Source organism: Nocardioides sp. YIM 152315 (genome assembly GCF_029210375.1).
Lineage (GTDB): Bacteria > Actinomycetota > Actinomycetes > Propionibacteriales > Nocardioidaceae > Nocardioides.
This window is the reverse complement of sequence record NZ_JARGER010000023.1, coordinates 119,227-132,260: the sequence shown is the minus strand read 5'-3', so window position 1 is coordinate 132,260 and position 13,034 is coordinate 119,227. Positions and strand designations below refer to the sequence as shown.

The window sequence follows — 13,034 nt, the reverse complement described above, 5'->3', positions numbered from 1 at the left end:
CCTCGTCATCCCGCCACGGCCGCCGGCACGAGCTCGTCGATGCCGACCGCCCTTCGGACGTCCGCCGCGAGGTCGTGGGCGAACGGCGGACCCCACGGCAGCCGCGCGACGTACAGCGGCACCCGCTCGACGACGTCGCCCAGCTGCTGGAACTGCTGTCCGAGCATCCTGGTGTCCTGCCACCCCAGCAGGCGAGGGAACCGCGAGAGCATGATGAAGGACTCCTTCGCCCCGAGCCGGTGCACGCTCGCGCGCGTCGACTGTCCCGAGTGATCGGGAGCCGGCACGACGAGCCCGACGAGCGGGAGGCCCTCGGTGTCGGCCACGGAGACGGCGAGGGCGTCGCGCTCGTCACCGGTGATGCGCTGTGTCGGCTGGCGCTCGAACCGCCCCGCGAGGTCGCCGGCCGCCTTGCGGAGGCGCAGCTCCGTCGCGCCCAGCGAGCAGGTCGGTGGCGACTGGGACAGGTCGAGGCGCAGCAGGTCGTCGGTGATGAGCCGCCCGCCGTCCGCGCACATGAGGGTGGCGGTCGTGGACTTGCCCATGCCCGAGGCGCCGACGAAGCCGAGGGCGACGTCCCCGACCTGGACGGCACTGGCGTGCAGCACGGTCTCGCCGCGCAGCGCGAGCACGAACGCGAGCAGCGTGCCTCCTGCGATCACCGAGAGGAGCGCCTCGTCGGTGTCGCCGACAGGATGGATCACGGCGTGGTCCATTTCGCGGTTGATCTCGATGTCGCACGCGTTGTAGAAGCGCAGGTGGTAGGCGTCGTCCGTCATGCTCCCGGTGTAGAGCTGCCGATCCATCCGGAGGTCCAGCAGGGTGCGGCCCGGGGGAGGCGCGTCGGTCGCGCCCCGTCGCGCGCCGAGGACGATGTCGAGGTCGACGGGCGCGGACGGCGCTGCCGGTCGGTCCTGGTGGAGCGGGACCTCCGACCGGACGGTCAGGCCGTACAGCCGAGTCAGTGTCGTCATGTCGCGAGTCCTGTCGAGATCGAGGTCAAGGGCTGGTAGGAGGCGGCGGCGAACAGCGGGTCCACGACCGTGCCGTTGACGAGCAGCCAGGAGTGCGCTCGGACCTCGCCGTCGATCTTCGCCACGCCGACCACGAGCGACGGGTCGAGACGGCGCAGCCGCCCGCCGCCGACGAGGGCCTGGCGCAGGCAGGTGTCACCGAACGGCCAGTGCCGCAGCACGCGACGGATGGCCTGGAGCTGCTTGACGGCGCGCGGCGGGAGCGGCGCCACCGGCCCACGGTCCATCGGCCTGTTGGTCGACCCGGCCCCGTCCACGACGAGGGTCGTGCCGAGCAGGCGCGCCAGCCGGGGGAGGGTGGTCACTCGCAGCCCGACCTCGACCACGACGGCCATGAGCAGGGTGGCGAGCAGGGTGGGGAGCTCCGCCGGGGTCACTCGCGGGATCCGCCGTCGAGGCAGGCTCATGGGAGCAGTCCTTCCGAGGCCAGCCATGCCTGCTGCAGGAGCAGCCCGCTGGCCATGGTCGGGCGGTCGGAGAGCCAGACCTCCCGCAGCCGCTCGGCGTCCACGAGGTCGTGGTCGACGCCGGAGCCGTCCCAGCCTCGCGCGAACTCGGTCGTCGCCTCGCCGCGATTGGCGAGGTTGAAGGCCGCCTTCGTCGGGCGCGCGATCAGCGCCGCCGGCAGGACGTCGGAGAAGAGTGCGCGCATGACCGACGTCCGCCCGTTGAATCCGGCGATGCCTCCCGCACGCGCCAGTGCGGCGAGGAAGCCCGCGTCGAGCAGCGGGTCGTGCGCGTCGATGTCGAACTCGGCCGCGGCGCGTGTGTGGTTGTGCCGGACCGTCGCGAAGGAGCGCCATCCCGCGATCGCCCAGGTCGCCTCGTCGTAGCGCAGCGGCTCGCGGGCCAGGTCGTCCACGACGAGGCGTGCGTGCCGCTCGAGGGCGGCCGGCGTCAGCCACCGGCTCTGGGCGGAGGTGCGTGCGCCGCGCACCGCCTGGCGTCGTCGCAGCGAGGCGGGGAGCGTGGTCGTGAGGGCAGCGGCCACGAGTGCGCGGCTCGGCTTCCCGTGACGGCGCAGCACGGTCAGCGGAGTGATCCGACGGGCGCCGAACACGGCGTCTCCGCCCTCACCCGTGAGGAGCGAGCCGCCCCGCAGTCGCTCGAAGACGAACCCGTGCGTCTGCAGGGGTGCCGGCCAGAGGAGGCCGCGGGCGCGCAGTCCGGCGCGCGCGGTGTCGCCCAGCAGATCGCTCTCGTCCTCGCGGAGCTCGAAGCGGATCCACTCGGTGAGGCCCAGGTGGTCGACGACCATGCGCTGCCACGCGGACTCGTCGGTGGCCGGGATGTCGGGGTAGCACCGGGTGACCGGGATCGGCAGCGGATGGCCCTCCCGGCGGGCGAGCGCGGTGGCGGCGGCCAGCACGGCCGAGGAGTCGCGACCGCCGGAGAACGTCACGTAGCACGGACCGTCGAGCAGCGCGGGCCGGATGGCGTCGTCGAGCGCCTCGCGCGGCGTGCGCCGCGTGGCCGACAGCGGCGGCGGCGTCGTACGTCCGTAGACCCAGCCGGATGCGGTCTCGAGCGGACTGCAGCGGACGTAGTCGTCCTGAGCCTTGGTCGTCATCCTCGCACCCCCCTCCTGCGTCGATGTTCGGTCGTGGGCTGACGAGTGTCAGGGGTCGCCCGGATCGGGCGACCCCTGACATCGCGGTCGTGTCGATCAGCTGTAGTCGACGCCGTAGTGGAAGAAGAAGAGGAACGTGTCGTCGTCGCCCTCCCAGCCTTCACCAAGGGTCAGGTCCTTCACCGATCCGAGCTGCTTCAGCCTCGGGGACTCGTACTGGGTGTCCATGATTCACCTCCCTCCTGGGAACTCATCCCGACGGAATTCGGAGTCTCCGTCGGCGTGGACTCTGCCCTCAGGCAGTCTCCAGCAGGTCGCTCCCCTCGAGGTCGTCGAGGAACGCCTGCACGTCGTGTTCGGCCTGCTGCTGCCTGATCCCGAAGGCGGTGACCAGGGAGTGGACGAGCTCGCCGGCCGACCGTTCCTCGATCAGCTGCTTCATGAGCAACGTGGCGCTCGCGTTCGCCGTCAGGTACGTCGACGACCGGAGATCCAGGATCACCAGGTCACCGTCGATCTCCCGCCAGGTGAGGTTGTCGCCCCGAAGCCTCATCTACGTCTCTTCTCCGTGGACACGCCGCCAGCGGCGCGATCGAATGATGCTGAAACCGTACGAATCGGCGGCGGCCGAAGTGGCAATCGCGCCCGGGATCCTCACAATGCGGTATCCGTCGCTGAAGCGGTGGCGCGACAGGGTGCTCACCGATTTCAGGGATGTTCGCCCCTACCGTCGCGCGGCTCCCAGCCCACCCCCACAAGGTGTGCCGCATGGCAGAGAACCCTCACGTGCTGGTGATCGTGCAGAACCTGCCGGTGCCGCTGGACCGGCGCGTCTGGCTGGAGTGCCAGGCGCTGACCGCTGCTGGGTACGAGGTCAGCGTGATCTGCCCCCGGGGACCGGGAGACCCCTCCCGATCCACCATCGAGGGCGTTCACCTCTACAAGTACCGGCCCGCGCCCGAGGCGCACGGTGTGCTCGGCTACCTGGTGGAGTTCGTGTACTCGTGGGTGCGCACCGCGCTCCTCTCCCGGCGGGTGTGGCGCCGGCGGCCGTTCGACGCGATCCAGGCGTGCAACCCGCCGGACACCTACTGGGCCCTCGCGCGCTGGTGGAAGCGGCGTGGTGTGGCCTTCGTCTTCGACCAGCACGACCTCAACCCCGAGCTCTTCCTGTCGCGCTTCGGGGAGCCCGAGGGCATGTCGGGGCGCCTCCAGCTGTGGGGGCTGCGCTGGCTCGAACGGCGCACCTACGCGACCGCCGACCACGTGATCTCGACGAACGAGTCCTACAAGCGCATCGCCATCGACCGTGGCGGGTTCGCTCCGGACGACGTCACCGTCGTCCGGAGCGGTCCGGACACGACGGTGATGCGGCCGGTGCACCGGCCCGAGAGCTCGCCGCCCCCGGGGCGGCACACGCTCGCCTACCTCGGCATCATGGGGCCGCAGGACGGGGTGGACACCGTGCTGCACGTCATGGACGAGCTCGTGCACCGGCGCGGCCGCACCGACGTACAGGCGACGCTGATGGGCTTCGGCGACTGCCTGCGCGATCTCCAGGAGCTCTCGCGCGACCTCGATCTCGACGACCTCGTGACCTTCACCGGTCGGGTCGGCCCCGCGGCGATCGCCCAGCACCTGAGCGCCGCCGCAGTGGGGCTGTGCCCGGACCAGAAGACGCCGCTCAACGACGTGTCGACGATGAACAAGACCATGGAGTACATGGCCTACGCCGTGCCGTCGGTCTCGTTCGACCTGGCGGAGACGCGGGTCTCGGGTGGCGACTCGTGCCTCTACGTCCCCTCCGGCGACATCCAGGCCTTCGCCGACGCGGTGGAGCGGCTGCTGGACGACCCGGACCTGCGGTTCGACCTGGCGCGGCGCGCGCGTCGCCGGGTGTCGCTCTCGCTCGACTGGAAGCCGCAGTCGGTGGCGTACGTGCGCGTCTACGACCAGCTGCTGCGCGCCGACCGCGCCGCGGCCGCCAGCGACGGCGCAGAGGCGTACGTCGACCTCGGCGACGAGCTCGAGTTCCGGGCCTTCGTGCTCGGCCGGGGGCCGGTGCCGGAGGTCGAGCCGGTGCCCGAGGACCGGGCCGTCGGGGCCTGACAGACCGAGCGAAGGGGAGACATCGTGCGGATTTCGGTGATCGGCTGCGGCTACCTGGGCGCGGTGCACGCCGCCGGGCTCGCGGCGATGGGTCACGACGTCGTCGGCGTCGACACCGACCCGGCCCGGATCGAGCTGCTGTCGCGCGGCGAGGCGCCGTTCTACGAGCCCGGCCTCCCCGAGCTGCTGGAGTCGGGCATGGCAAGCGGACGGCTGCGGTTCAGCGCCGACGTCGCCGACGTCGCCGACTGCGCCGTCCACTTCATCTGCGTGGGCACCCCTCAGAAGCGTGGCGGCGAGGACGCCGCCGACCTGACCTTCGTGGATGCGGCGATCGATGGGCTGCTACCCCACCTGTCGGCGCGCGACGTCGTGGCCGGCAAGTCGACGGTGCCGGTGGGCACCGCCGAGCGCCTCGCCCGCCGCATCCACGAAGTCCAGCCGCGCGCCGAGCTCGTGTGGAACCCCGAGTTCCTGCGCGAGGGGCATGCCGTCGAGGACACGCTCAGGCCCGACCGGCTGGTCTTCGGCGTCGCGCCGGGCGCCGCCGGAGAGGCCGCGGCGCAGTTGCTGACCGAGGTGTACGCCGAGGTCCTCGCCGGCGGGGCGCCCCTGGTGTGCACCGACTACGCGACCGCGCAGCTCGTCAAGGTGGCCGCGAACTCCTTCCTGGCCACGAAGATCTCCTTCATCAACGCGATGGCGGAGATGTGCGAGGCGACCGGCGGCGACGTCGTCCGGCTCGCCGAGGCGATCGGGCACGACGAGCGGATCGGGCGGCAGTTCCTCAGTGCGGGTCTCGGGTTCGGCGGAGGCTGCCTGCCCAAGGACATCCGTGCGTTCATGGCCCGCGCCGGCGAGCTCGGAGTCGACCAGGCGCTGACCTTCCTCCACGAGGTCGACTCGATCAACATGCGCCGGCGGGTGCGGATGGTCGATCTCGCCCGCGAGGAGTGCCACGGCTCGATCGTCGGCCGGCGGATCGCGATCCTCGGCGCCGCCTTCAAGCCGCACAGCGACGACGTACGCGACTCTCCGGCCCTCAACGTGGCCGCGCAGATGGCCCTGCAGGGTGCCGACGTGGTCGTCACCGATCCACGGGCCGTCGAGAACGCCCGGACGAGGTGGCCGGACCTGAAGTTCGCCTACAGCGCGGAGGAGGCGGTCACCGCCGCCGAGCTCGTGCTGCTGCTGACGGAGTGGCCCGAGTACGTCGCCCTCGACCCGGTCGAGCTCGGCGGTCTGGTGCAGACGCGGCGGATCATCGACGGCCGCAACGCTCTCGACCCGGACGCGTGGCGAGCGGCGGGCTGGCGGTACCGGGCACTGGGTCGGCCGTAATCCCGTTGAGCCCGGGCCGGTCGGCCGGAAGGCTGACCACATGGCTGCCTTCATCTCGCACACGACCGTCGACTGCACCAACGCCTACGAGCTCTCGGAGTGGTGGAAGGTCGTGCTCGGCTACGTCGACATCGACGGCGACCCCAACCTCCCCGACCACGAGGAGTGCATGATCCGCGACCCCGAGACCGGCCACATGGTGCTCTTCATCGAGGTCCCGGAGGCGAAGTCGACCAAGAACCGCCTGCACTTCGACCTGCGCCCCCGATCGGCCACCCGCGACGAGGAGCTCGAGATCCTCGTCGCCCACGGCGCCACGGTCGTCGACGACCTGCGAGGCAAGTACGGCCCCGGCACCGCCTGGGTCGTCCTGGCCGATCCGGAGGGCAACGAGTTCTGCATCCTGCGCTCCGAGGCCGAGGTCGCGGCACAACAGGGTTGAGTCGGGACTTCTGACGGTTGAATCCGGATTGATCTCCCGACTCAACCGTCGAAAGTCCCGATTCGACGTTCTCGTAGACTCGGGCGCGCACCCCCTGTCAGGCGTGACCGGGGGCTTCCGTGTTGCCCGAAAGGACCGTCGTGCACCTGTCCGGCCTCGCCGCTGCCGTCCTCGCCGACCCGACGCTCGACGAGTCGTTGGCCGACGCCCGCGGCGGCGTCGTGCCCGCCCTCGACCTCACCGGACCCGAGGCGCTGCGGCCGTACGTCGTCGCCGGGCTGGTCGGGGCCGGCCGCTCGGTGCTGGCGGTGACGGCCACCTCCCGCGAGGCCGAGGACCTGGTCGAGGCGCTCGGCGACCTCGTCGACCCGGCGCGGGTCGCCTACTACCCGAGCTGGGAGACCCTGCCTCACGAGCGGCTGAGCCCGCGCAGCGACACCGTCGGCCGGCGGCTCGCCGTCCTGCGCCGGCTCAAGCACCCCGGTGACGATCCGAGCAACGGGCCGCTCGACGTGGTCGTCGCACCGGTCCGGTCGGTGCTGCAGCCGCAGGTCGAGGGCCTGGCCGACCTCGAGCCGGTCGAGCTCGAGCCCGGTGGCACCGCGCCGCTCGACGACGTCGTGCGCCGTCTCGCGGGCGCGGCGTACTCCCGCGTGGACCTCGTGGAGAAGCGCGGCGAGTTCGCGGTGCGGGGTGGCATCGTCGACGTCTTCCCGCCGACCGAGGAGCACCCGCTGCGCGTGGAGTTCTGGGGTGACGACGTCGAGGAGATCCGCTCCTTCTCCGTCGCCGACCAGCGCACGCTGGAGAAGGTGGACCGGCTCTGGGCGCCGCCGTGCCGCGAGCTGCTGCTCACCGACGACGTGCGCGAGCGGGCCGCCGAGCTCGGGCGCCGGCACCCGCAGCTGCTCGAGCTGACCGACAAGATCGCGGCCGGCATCGCCGTGGACGGCATGGAGTCGCTCGCCCCGGTGCTCGTCGACGAGATGGAGCTGCTCGTCGACCTGATGCCCGACGACACCCACGTGCTGGTGCTCGACCCCGAGCGCGCGCGCCGGCGGGCGCACGACCTGGTGGCGACCAGCGAGGAGTTCCTCGGGGCGAGCTGGGCGGCCGCAGCCGGCGGCGGACAGGCGCCGATCGACCTCGGCGCCGCGTCGTACCGCGAGATCGCCGACGTCCGGGCCCACGCCCTCGCGCTGGGCAAGCCGTGGTGGACGGTGAGTCCCTTCGGCATCGAGACCGACACGGACCTCGAGCGGCAGGTCGACCCCGACGTGCTCACCGGCGCCGTGCCGACCCGGGCGCTGTCCGCCAGGCCCGCCGACGCCTACCGCGGGGAGATGGAGCGCGCGATCGCCGACATCGCGCGCTGGCGCGCCGACGGCCACCGCGTCGTCGTGCTGCACGCCGGCCACGGCCCGGCCGAGCGCATGCGCGAGGTGCTCGCCGAGCACGACGTACCTGCGCGGGTCGCCGAGGACGTCCAGGAGGCCGCCGACCTGTCCGCCGACGTCGTCACGATCAGCTGCGGTGCCGCCACCCACGGCTTCGTCGACGAGACCAACCGGCTCGTCGTGCTCACGGGCGAGGACCTGTCCGGGCAGAAGGCCTCCACGCGCGACATGCGCAGGATGCCGGCCCGGCGCAAGCGCCAGATCGACCCGCTCGAGCTGCGCGCCGGCGACTACGTCGTGCACGAGCAGCACGGCGTCGGCCGCTTCGTGGAGATGAAGCAGCGCGAGGTCGGTGGAGCGGTGCGCGAGTACCTCGTGCTCGAGTACGGCGCCTCCAAGCGGGGTGGGCCGCCCGACCGGCTCTACGTGCCGGCCGACGCGCTCGACCAGGTGACGCGGTACGTCGGAGGCGAGGCGCCCTCGCTCGACCGCCTCGGTGGCGCCGACTGGACCAAGCGCAAGAACAAGGCCCGCCGCGCGGTCCGCGAGATCGCGGCCGAGCTGATCAAGCTGTACGCCGCGCGCCAGGCCACGAAGGGCTACGCGTTCGGGGTGGACACCCCGTGGCAGCGCGAGCTCGAGGACGCCTTCCCCTTCCAGGAGACCCCCGACCAGCTGAGCACGGTCGACGAGGTCAAGGGCGACATGATGCGCACGGTCCCGATGGACCGGCTCGTGTGTGGCGACGTCGGCTACGGCAAGACCGAGATCGCGGTGCGGGCGGCGTTCAAGGCCGTGCAGGAGGGCAAGCAGGTTGCGGTGCTGGTGCCGACCACGCTGCTGGTCACCCAGCACCTGAGCACGTTCTCCGAGCGGATGAGCGGCTTCCCCGTCGTGCTCAAGGGCCTGAGCCGGTTCCAGACCGACGCCGAGGCGCGCGAGGTGATGGCCGGCATGGCCGACGGATCGGTGGACGTCGTCGTGGGCACCCACCGGCTGCTCAATCCCGACGTGCGGTTCAAGGACCTCGGGCTGATCATCGTCGACGAGGAGCAGCGGTTCGGCGTCGAGCACAAGGAGCAGATGAAGCGGCTGCGCACCTCGGTCGACGTGCTCTCCATGTCGGCGACGCCGATCCCGCGCACGCTCGAGATGGCGATCACCGGCATCCGGGAGATGTCGACGATCACCACGCCGCCCGAGGAGCGGCACCCCGTGCTGACCTACGTCGGCGGCTACGAGGACCGCCAGGTGATCGCCGCCGTACGCCGTGAGCTGCTTCGCGAGGGCCAGGTCTTCTACATCCACAACCGGGTCAACTCGATCGAGAAGGCGGCCGCCCGCATCCGGGAGCTGGTGCCGGAGGCCCGGGTCGCGACGGCCCACGGCCAGATGAACGAGCGGCAGCTCGAGCAGGTGATGCTGGACTTCTGGGAGAAGCGCTTCGACGTGCTCGTCTGCACGACGCTCGTCGAGTCGGGCCTCGACGTCTCCAACGCCAACACGATGATCATCGAGCGGTCCGACACCCTCGGCCTCTCGCAGCTGCACCAGCTGCGCGGGCGCGTGGGCCGGTCCCGCGAGCGCGCCTACGCCTACTTCCTCTATCCGTCGGAGAAGCCGCTCACCGAGACCGCCCACGAGCGGCTCGCGACGCTCGCGCAGCACTCCGACCTCGGCGGCGGCATGGCGATCGCGATGAAGGACCTCGAGATCCGCGGCGCGGGCAACCTGCTCGGCGGTGAGCAGTCGGGACACATCGCCGACGTCGGCTTCGACCTCTACGTCCGGCTGGTCGGCGAGGCGGTGCACGAGTTCCGCGGCGACAGGGAGCCCGAGCTCGACGAGGTGCGCATCGAGCTGCCGGTCGACGCCCACCTGCCGCACGGCTACATCCCGAGCGAGCGGCTCCGCCTGGAGATGTACAAGCGGCTCGCCGAGGTGCGCTCCGACGACGACGTCGACCTCATCAACGAGGAGCTCCTGGACCGGTACGGCGAGCCGCCGGTCGAGGTCGTGTCGCTGCTGCTGGTCGCCCGGTTCCGCGCCCGCGCCCGCCGGGCCGGCGTCGGCGAGGTCACGATCGCAGGCCGCAACGTGCGGTTCGCGCCGGTCGACCTCCCCGAGTCGCGGGTCGTCCGACTCAACCGGCTCTACCCGAAGTCGATCGTCAAGGCGCCGGTCAGCACGATCCTCGTGCCCCGTCCGATGACGGCGGGCATCGGGGGTCAGCCGCTGACCGGCATCGCCCTGCTTGAATGGGCCCGGCAGGTGATCGACTCCGTGATCGACCCAGTTATCGACCCCCAGGAGAACAAGTGACGCGTGTGTCCTCGCTGGTCGGCCTCGCCGTGGCCGCCACGCTCCTCACCGGATGCGGTGCGGTGCCCGACCTCAACCCGGGCACGGCGGTGCGCGTCGACGACACGACGTACTCCCTGGACGAGGTCGCCGATCTCGCGGGCGACTACTGCGACGCCGTCAGGACGCAGCTCCAGGAGGGGGAGATGGTCGCCAACGCCGTCATCAACTCGCAGGTCGCGGGGTCGCTGGCGCTGCGGGCGGCCGCCGAGCAGTTCGCCGGCGAGGAGGGCGTCAGCCCCGACGCGACGTACGAGCAGGCGCAGCAGCAGCTCGACGCGTCGATCGCGGAGCTGACGGCGGACCAGCAGGAGGCCGTGCGCGACGTCAACCTCGCGCGGCCGTACGCCGAGGCCGTGCAGGTCGCGGTCGGCAAGCAGGGTGGCGCCGGCGACGACGAGGCGCTGGGCGCCGGACAGCAGACCTTCGCCGACTGGCTCTCCGACCAGGACGTGCGGATCGACCCGCGCTTCTCGGTGTCGGTCGCCGACGGCGCGATCGCCTCGTCCGACACCAGCGTCTCCTACTCCGTCAGTTCGACCGCGCGCAGTGGCGCCTCGGCCGAGCCCGACCCGACGTACGCCGCGGGCCTGCCGCAGACCCAGCGCTGCGGTTGACGTGTCGGACTCCGGCGAATCCTTCGAGACGCCGACCCCGTCGGCTCCTCAGGAACCACCCCTCCTCGAGTTCCTCGAGGTGATGCGCCGGCTGCGCGCCGAGTGCGCTTGGAAGGCCGGACAGACCCACCGCTCGCTCGCGCGGTACCTGCTCGAGGAGACCCACGAGACCCTCGAGGCGATCGACACCGGCGACGCCGCACTGCTGCGCGAGGAGCTCGGCGACCTGCTGCTGCAGGTCTACTTCCACGCCGTCATCGCCGAGGAGGCCGGCGAGTTCACGATCGACGACGTGGCCGGCGACATCATCGCGAAGATGCACCGCCGCAACCCGCACGTCTTCGGGTCGGAGCCCGGCGACACGCCGGCCCCGACGGACCCGGCACGGATCAACGAGGTCTGGGAGTCGATCAAGGCGTCGGAGAAGCAGCGGACGTCGGTGACCGAGGGACTGCCTCCGGGCCTGCCTGCGCTGCTCTACGCCGACAAGGTCCTCGACCGGCTCGAGCGGGCCGGCCGGCCGGCCGCGCCCGACCCGGCCGACCTCGGCGGCCGGCTGCTGGGCCTGGTCGCCGAGGCGCGGACGACCGGCGTCGACCCGGAGCAGGCCCTGCGCGACGCCGTACGCCGGCTCCTGCCGCCGGACTGAGTCTCCGGCTCAGCCGAAGAGCTGCTTGGCCTGGTCGATCAGCAGCACGACCGAGAAACCGCCGTAGAAGAGCACGGCCCAGATGAGGACGGCGAACCGGCCGCCCCGGAGCCCGATCTCGCGCGGCAGGACCCCGCGGTTGAGCTGGATCAGCAGCACCGAGTAGACGAACATCACGACGCCGTTGAGTGCCGAGGCGATCACGAGCAGGACCAGGGGCTGGTCGACGCCGGAGAGCAGGATGATCGAGCCGAAGAGGATCATCAGCCAGACGGTCGCGAAGTAGAGGCGGCTCTCGCTCCAGGTCGCGCTCTCGCGCAGGGCCCCGGTCTTGAGCACGTCGGCGGTCAGGCGGGCGACCATGTCGAGCACGGTCAGGTTGGTGGAGAAGAGCACGACGCTGCCGATGAGCCAGAACGCGGTGCCGAGCCAGTCGCCCTCGAGGGCCTTGAGCGCCTCGCCCTCCACCTTGATGAAGTCGAAGCTCTCCTCGCCGGTGAGGCCGATCGTCACGTAGGTCAGGGTCATGAACGTGAGGAGGGCGACCGCGCCGATCACGAAGAACGTCACGAACTGCTCGCGGTTGGCGACCTTCCACCACTCGTTCCAGCGCCGCATGTTCTCCTCGTCGCGGCGGAAGAAGTAGCCGGTGGTGGGCGCGGCCGACTCCTCCCCGGTGAACGGCGAGACCACGCGCGGCATCCGGGCGCCCATGCCGAGGCCCTTGTCGCGCACCCAGTTGGACTGCACCAGGTTCATCACGCCGCCCGCGCCGGCGAACGCGATCGCGCCCAGCAGCGGCGCCGCACCGATGTCCGAGATCGCGTCCGGGATCTTGTCGACCTCCACGAAGCCGCGGCCGAGCGCCTCGTACCCGTCGCCGCCGAGCAGGAAGAAGATCGCGTACAGGACGAAGAGCACGATGAGCGCGACCAGGAAGAACTGGATCTTCTCCACGGTCCGGTAGACCACGGGGGAGATGGTCAGGATCAGGCCGATCAGCACCAGCACCCCGATGGTGACGTAGGGGATCGCGTCCTCGGAGAAGCCGAGCGCGAAGCTCAGCGTCGTCGTGCCGCCCGAGGCCCAGCCCGGCCACATCCAGGCGCCGACCGCCATCACGATGAACAGCACGCCCCACGGCTTCCACAGCCGCGTGAACCCGGTGACGGCGGTCTCGCCGGTGGCGAGCGTGTATCGCTCGATCTCCATGTTGAGGAAGTACTGGGTGAGCACCCCCAGCACGGTGAGCCAGACCAGCGCGAGCCCGACCTGGGCGGTGATGTTCGGCCACAGCACGTACTCGCCGGACCCGATCGCCCCCGCGAGGAGCAGCACGCTCGGCCCGATGACCTTCTTCATCGGCAGGACCTCGGGGAGGTCGGCGTACTGCACCGGTGGCAGGTACTTCGCGGGGATCTCCGAGGCCTCGTCCGCGGTGTCGCCGCGGGCGCCCGTCGCGTCGGTCATGACAGTCCTCCTGGTTCGCGGCGCCCGCTCCGGTGCGGGGCCGG

The 13,034-nt window shown here is 71.4% G+C and carries 12 protein-coding genes; 6 read left to right on the top strand and 6 right to left on the bottom strand.

Translation table 11 applies throughout. The features are described 5' to 3' along the window. Positions 1-5: 5 nt before the first annotated feature. The 5 genes from PZ894_RS07700 to PZ894_RS07680 all read right to left on the bottom strand — a co-directional run bounded on the left by PZ894_RS07700 (position 6) and on the right by PZ894_RS07680 (position 3,157). Positions 6-974, bottom strand: coding sequence for a hypothetical protein (locus PZ894_RS07700; RefSeq protein ID WP_275743910.1), 969 nt, complete (start codon positions 972-974; stop codon positions 6-8). Next, a complete protein-coding gene (locus PZ894_RS07695; protein WP_275743909.1) occupies positions 971-1,441 on the bottom strand; it encodes a lasso peptide biosynthesis B2 protein in 471 nt (156 codons plus the stop codon). Before PZ894_RS07695 ends, PZ894_RS07700 begins: the two co-directional genes overlap by 4 nt. Then, on the bottom strand, positions 1,438-2,604 hold the full coding sequence (locus PZ894_RS07690; RefSeq protein ID WP_275743908.1) for an asparagine synthase-related protein: 1,167 nt from the start codon (positions 2,602-2,604) through the stop codon (positions 1,438-1,440). Before PZ894_RS07690 ends, PZ894_RS07695 begins: the two co-directional genes overlap by 4 nt. Before the next feature lie 96 nt (positions 2,605-2,700). Next, a complete protein-coding gene (locus tag PZ894_RS07685) occupies positions 2,701-2,832 on the bottom strand; it encodes a lasso RiPP family leader peptide-containing protein (protein ID WP_275743907.1) in 132 nt (43 codons plus the stop codon). Positions 2,833-2,899: 67 nt separating this feature from the next. Next, on the bottom strand, positions 2,900-3,157 hold the full coding sequence (locus PZ894_RS07680; protein WP_275743906.1) for a PqqD family protein: 258 nt from the start codon (positions 3,155-3,157) through the stop codon (positions 2,900-2,902). A 215-nt stretch (positions 3,158-3,372) separates the two neighbouring features. Between PZ894_RS07680 and PZ894_RS07675 the strand changes: the two genes are divergently transcribed. The 6 genes from PZ894_RS07675 to PZ894_RS07650 all read left to right on the top strand — a co-directional run bounded on the left by PZ894_RS07675 (position 3,373) and on the right by PZ894_RS07650 (position 11,520). Continuing rightward, on the top strand, positions 3,373-4,713 hold the full coding sequence (locus PZ894_RS07675) for a glycosyltransferase family 4 protein (RefSeq protein WP_275743905.1): 1,341 nt from the start codon (positions 3,373-3,375) through the stop codon (positions 4,711-4,713). Positions 4,714-4,737: 24 nt separating this feature from the next. Then, complete coding sequence (locus PZ894_RS07670; RefSeq protein WP_275743904.1) at positions 4,738-6,054, top strand: UDP-glucose/GDP-mannose dehydrogenase family protein; 1,317 nt, start codon at positions 4,738-4,740, stop codon at positions 6,052-6,054. A gap of 40 nt (positions 6,055-6,094) precedes the next feature. Beyond that, the gene (locus PZ894_RS07665) at positions 6,095-6,496 is read left to right on the top strand and encodes a VOC family protein (protein WP_275743903.1); all 402 of its coding nucleotides are present in this window, start codon (positions 6,095-6,097) and stop codon (positions 6,494-6,496) included. 140 nt (positions 6,497-6,636) lie between these two features. Further along, entirely contained in the window at positions 6,637-10,215 is a 3,579-nt protein-coding gene (mfd, locus tag PZ894_RS07660) for a transcription-repair coupling factor (protein ID WP_275743902.1), read from the top strand. Continuing rightward, positions 10,212-10,871, top strand: coding sequence for a hypothetical protein (locus PZ894_RS07655; RefSeq protein ID WP_275743901.1), 660 nt, complete (start codon positions 10,212-10,214; stop codon positions 10,869-10,871). The genes mfd and PZ894_RS07655 overlap by 4 nt, the downstream gene beginning before the upstream one ends. 1 nt (position 10,872) lies before the next feature. After that, entirely contained in the window at positions 10,873-11,520 is a 648-nt protein-coding gene (locus PZ894_RS07650; protein ID WP_275743900.1) for a MazG family protein, read from the top strand. A 9-nt stretch (positions 11,521-11,529) separates the two neighbouring features. Here the strand turns inward: PZ894_RS07650 and PZ894_RS07645 are convergent, their stop codons facing one another. After that, positions 11,530-12,990, bottom strand: a complete 1,461-nt coding sequence (locus PZ894_RS07645) for an Nramp family divalent metal transporter (RefSeq protein WP_275743899.1) — start codon at positions 12,988-12,990, stop codon at positions 11,530-11,532. Positions 12,991-13,034: the final 44 nt, after the last annotated feature.

Excerpts from the sequence above, each read along its gene's own strand:
- PZ894_RS07700 (WP_275743910.1), bottom strand. The coding sequence starts at position 974 with ATGACGACACTGACTCGGCTGTACGGCCTGACCGTCCGGTCGGAGGTC.
- PZ894_RS07695 (WP_275743909.1), bottom strand. The coding sequence starts at position 1,441 with ATGAGCCTGCCTCGACGGCGGATCCCGCGAGTGACCCCGGCGGAGCTC.
- PZ894_RS07690 (WP_275743908.1), bottom strand. The coding sequence starts at position 2,604 with ATGACGACCAAGGCTCAGGACGACTACGTCCGCTGCAGTCCGCTCGAG.
- PZ894_RS07685 (WP_275743907.1), bottom strand. The coding sequence starts at position 2,832 with ATGGACACCCAGTACGAGTCCCCGAGGCTGAAGCAGCTCGGATCGGTG.
- PZ894_RS07680 (WP_275743906.1), bottom strand. The coding sequence starts at position 3,157 with ATGAGGCTTCGGGGCGACAACCTCACCTGGCGGGAGATCGACGGTGAC.
- PZ894_RS07675 (WP_275743905.1), top strand. The coding sequence starts at position 3,373 with ATGGCAGAGAACCCTCACGTGCTGGTGATCGTGCAGAACCTGCCGGTG.
- PZ894_RS07665 (WP_275743903.1), top strand. The coding sequence starts at position 6,095 with ATGGCTGCCTTCATCTCGCACACGACCGTCGACTGCACCAACGCCTAC.
- PZ894_RS07645 (WP_275743899.1), bottom strand. The coding sequence starts at position 12,990 with ATGACCGACGCGACGGGCGCCCGCGGCGACACCGCGGACGAGGCCTCG.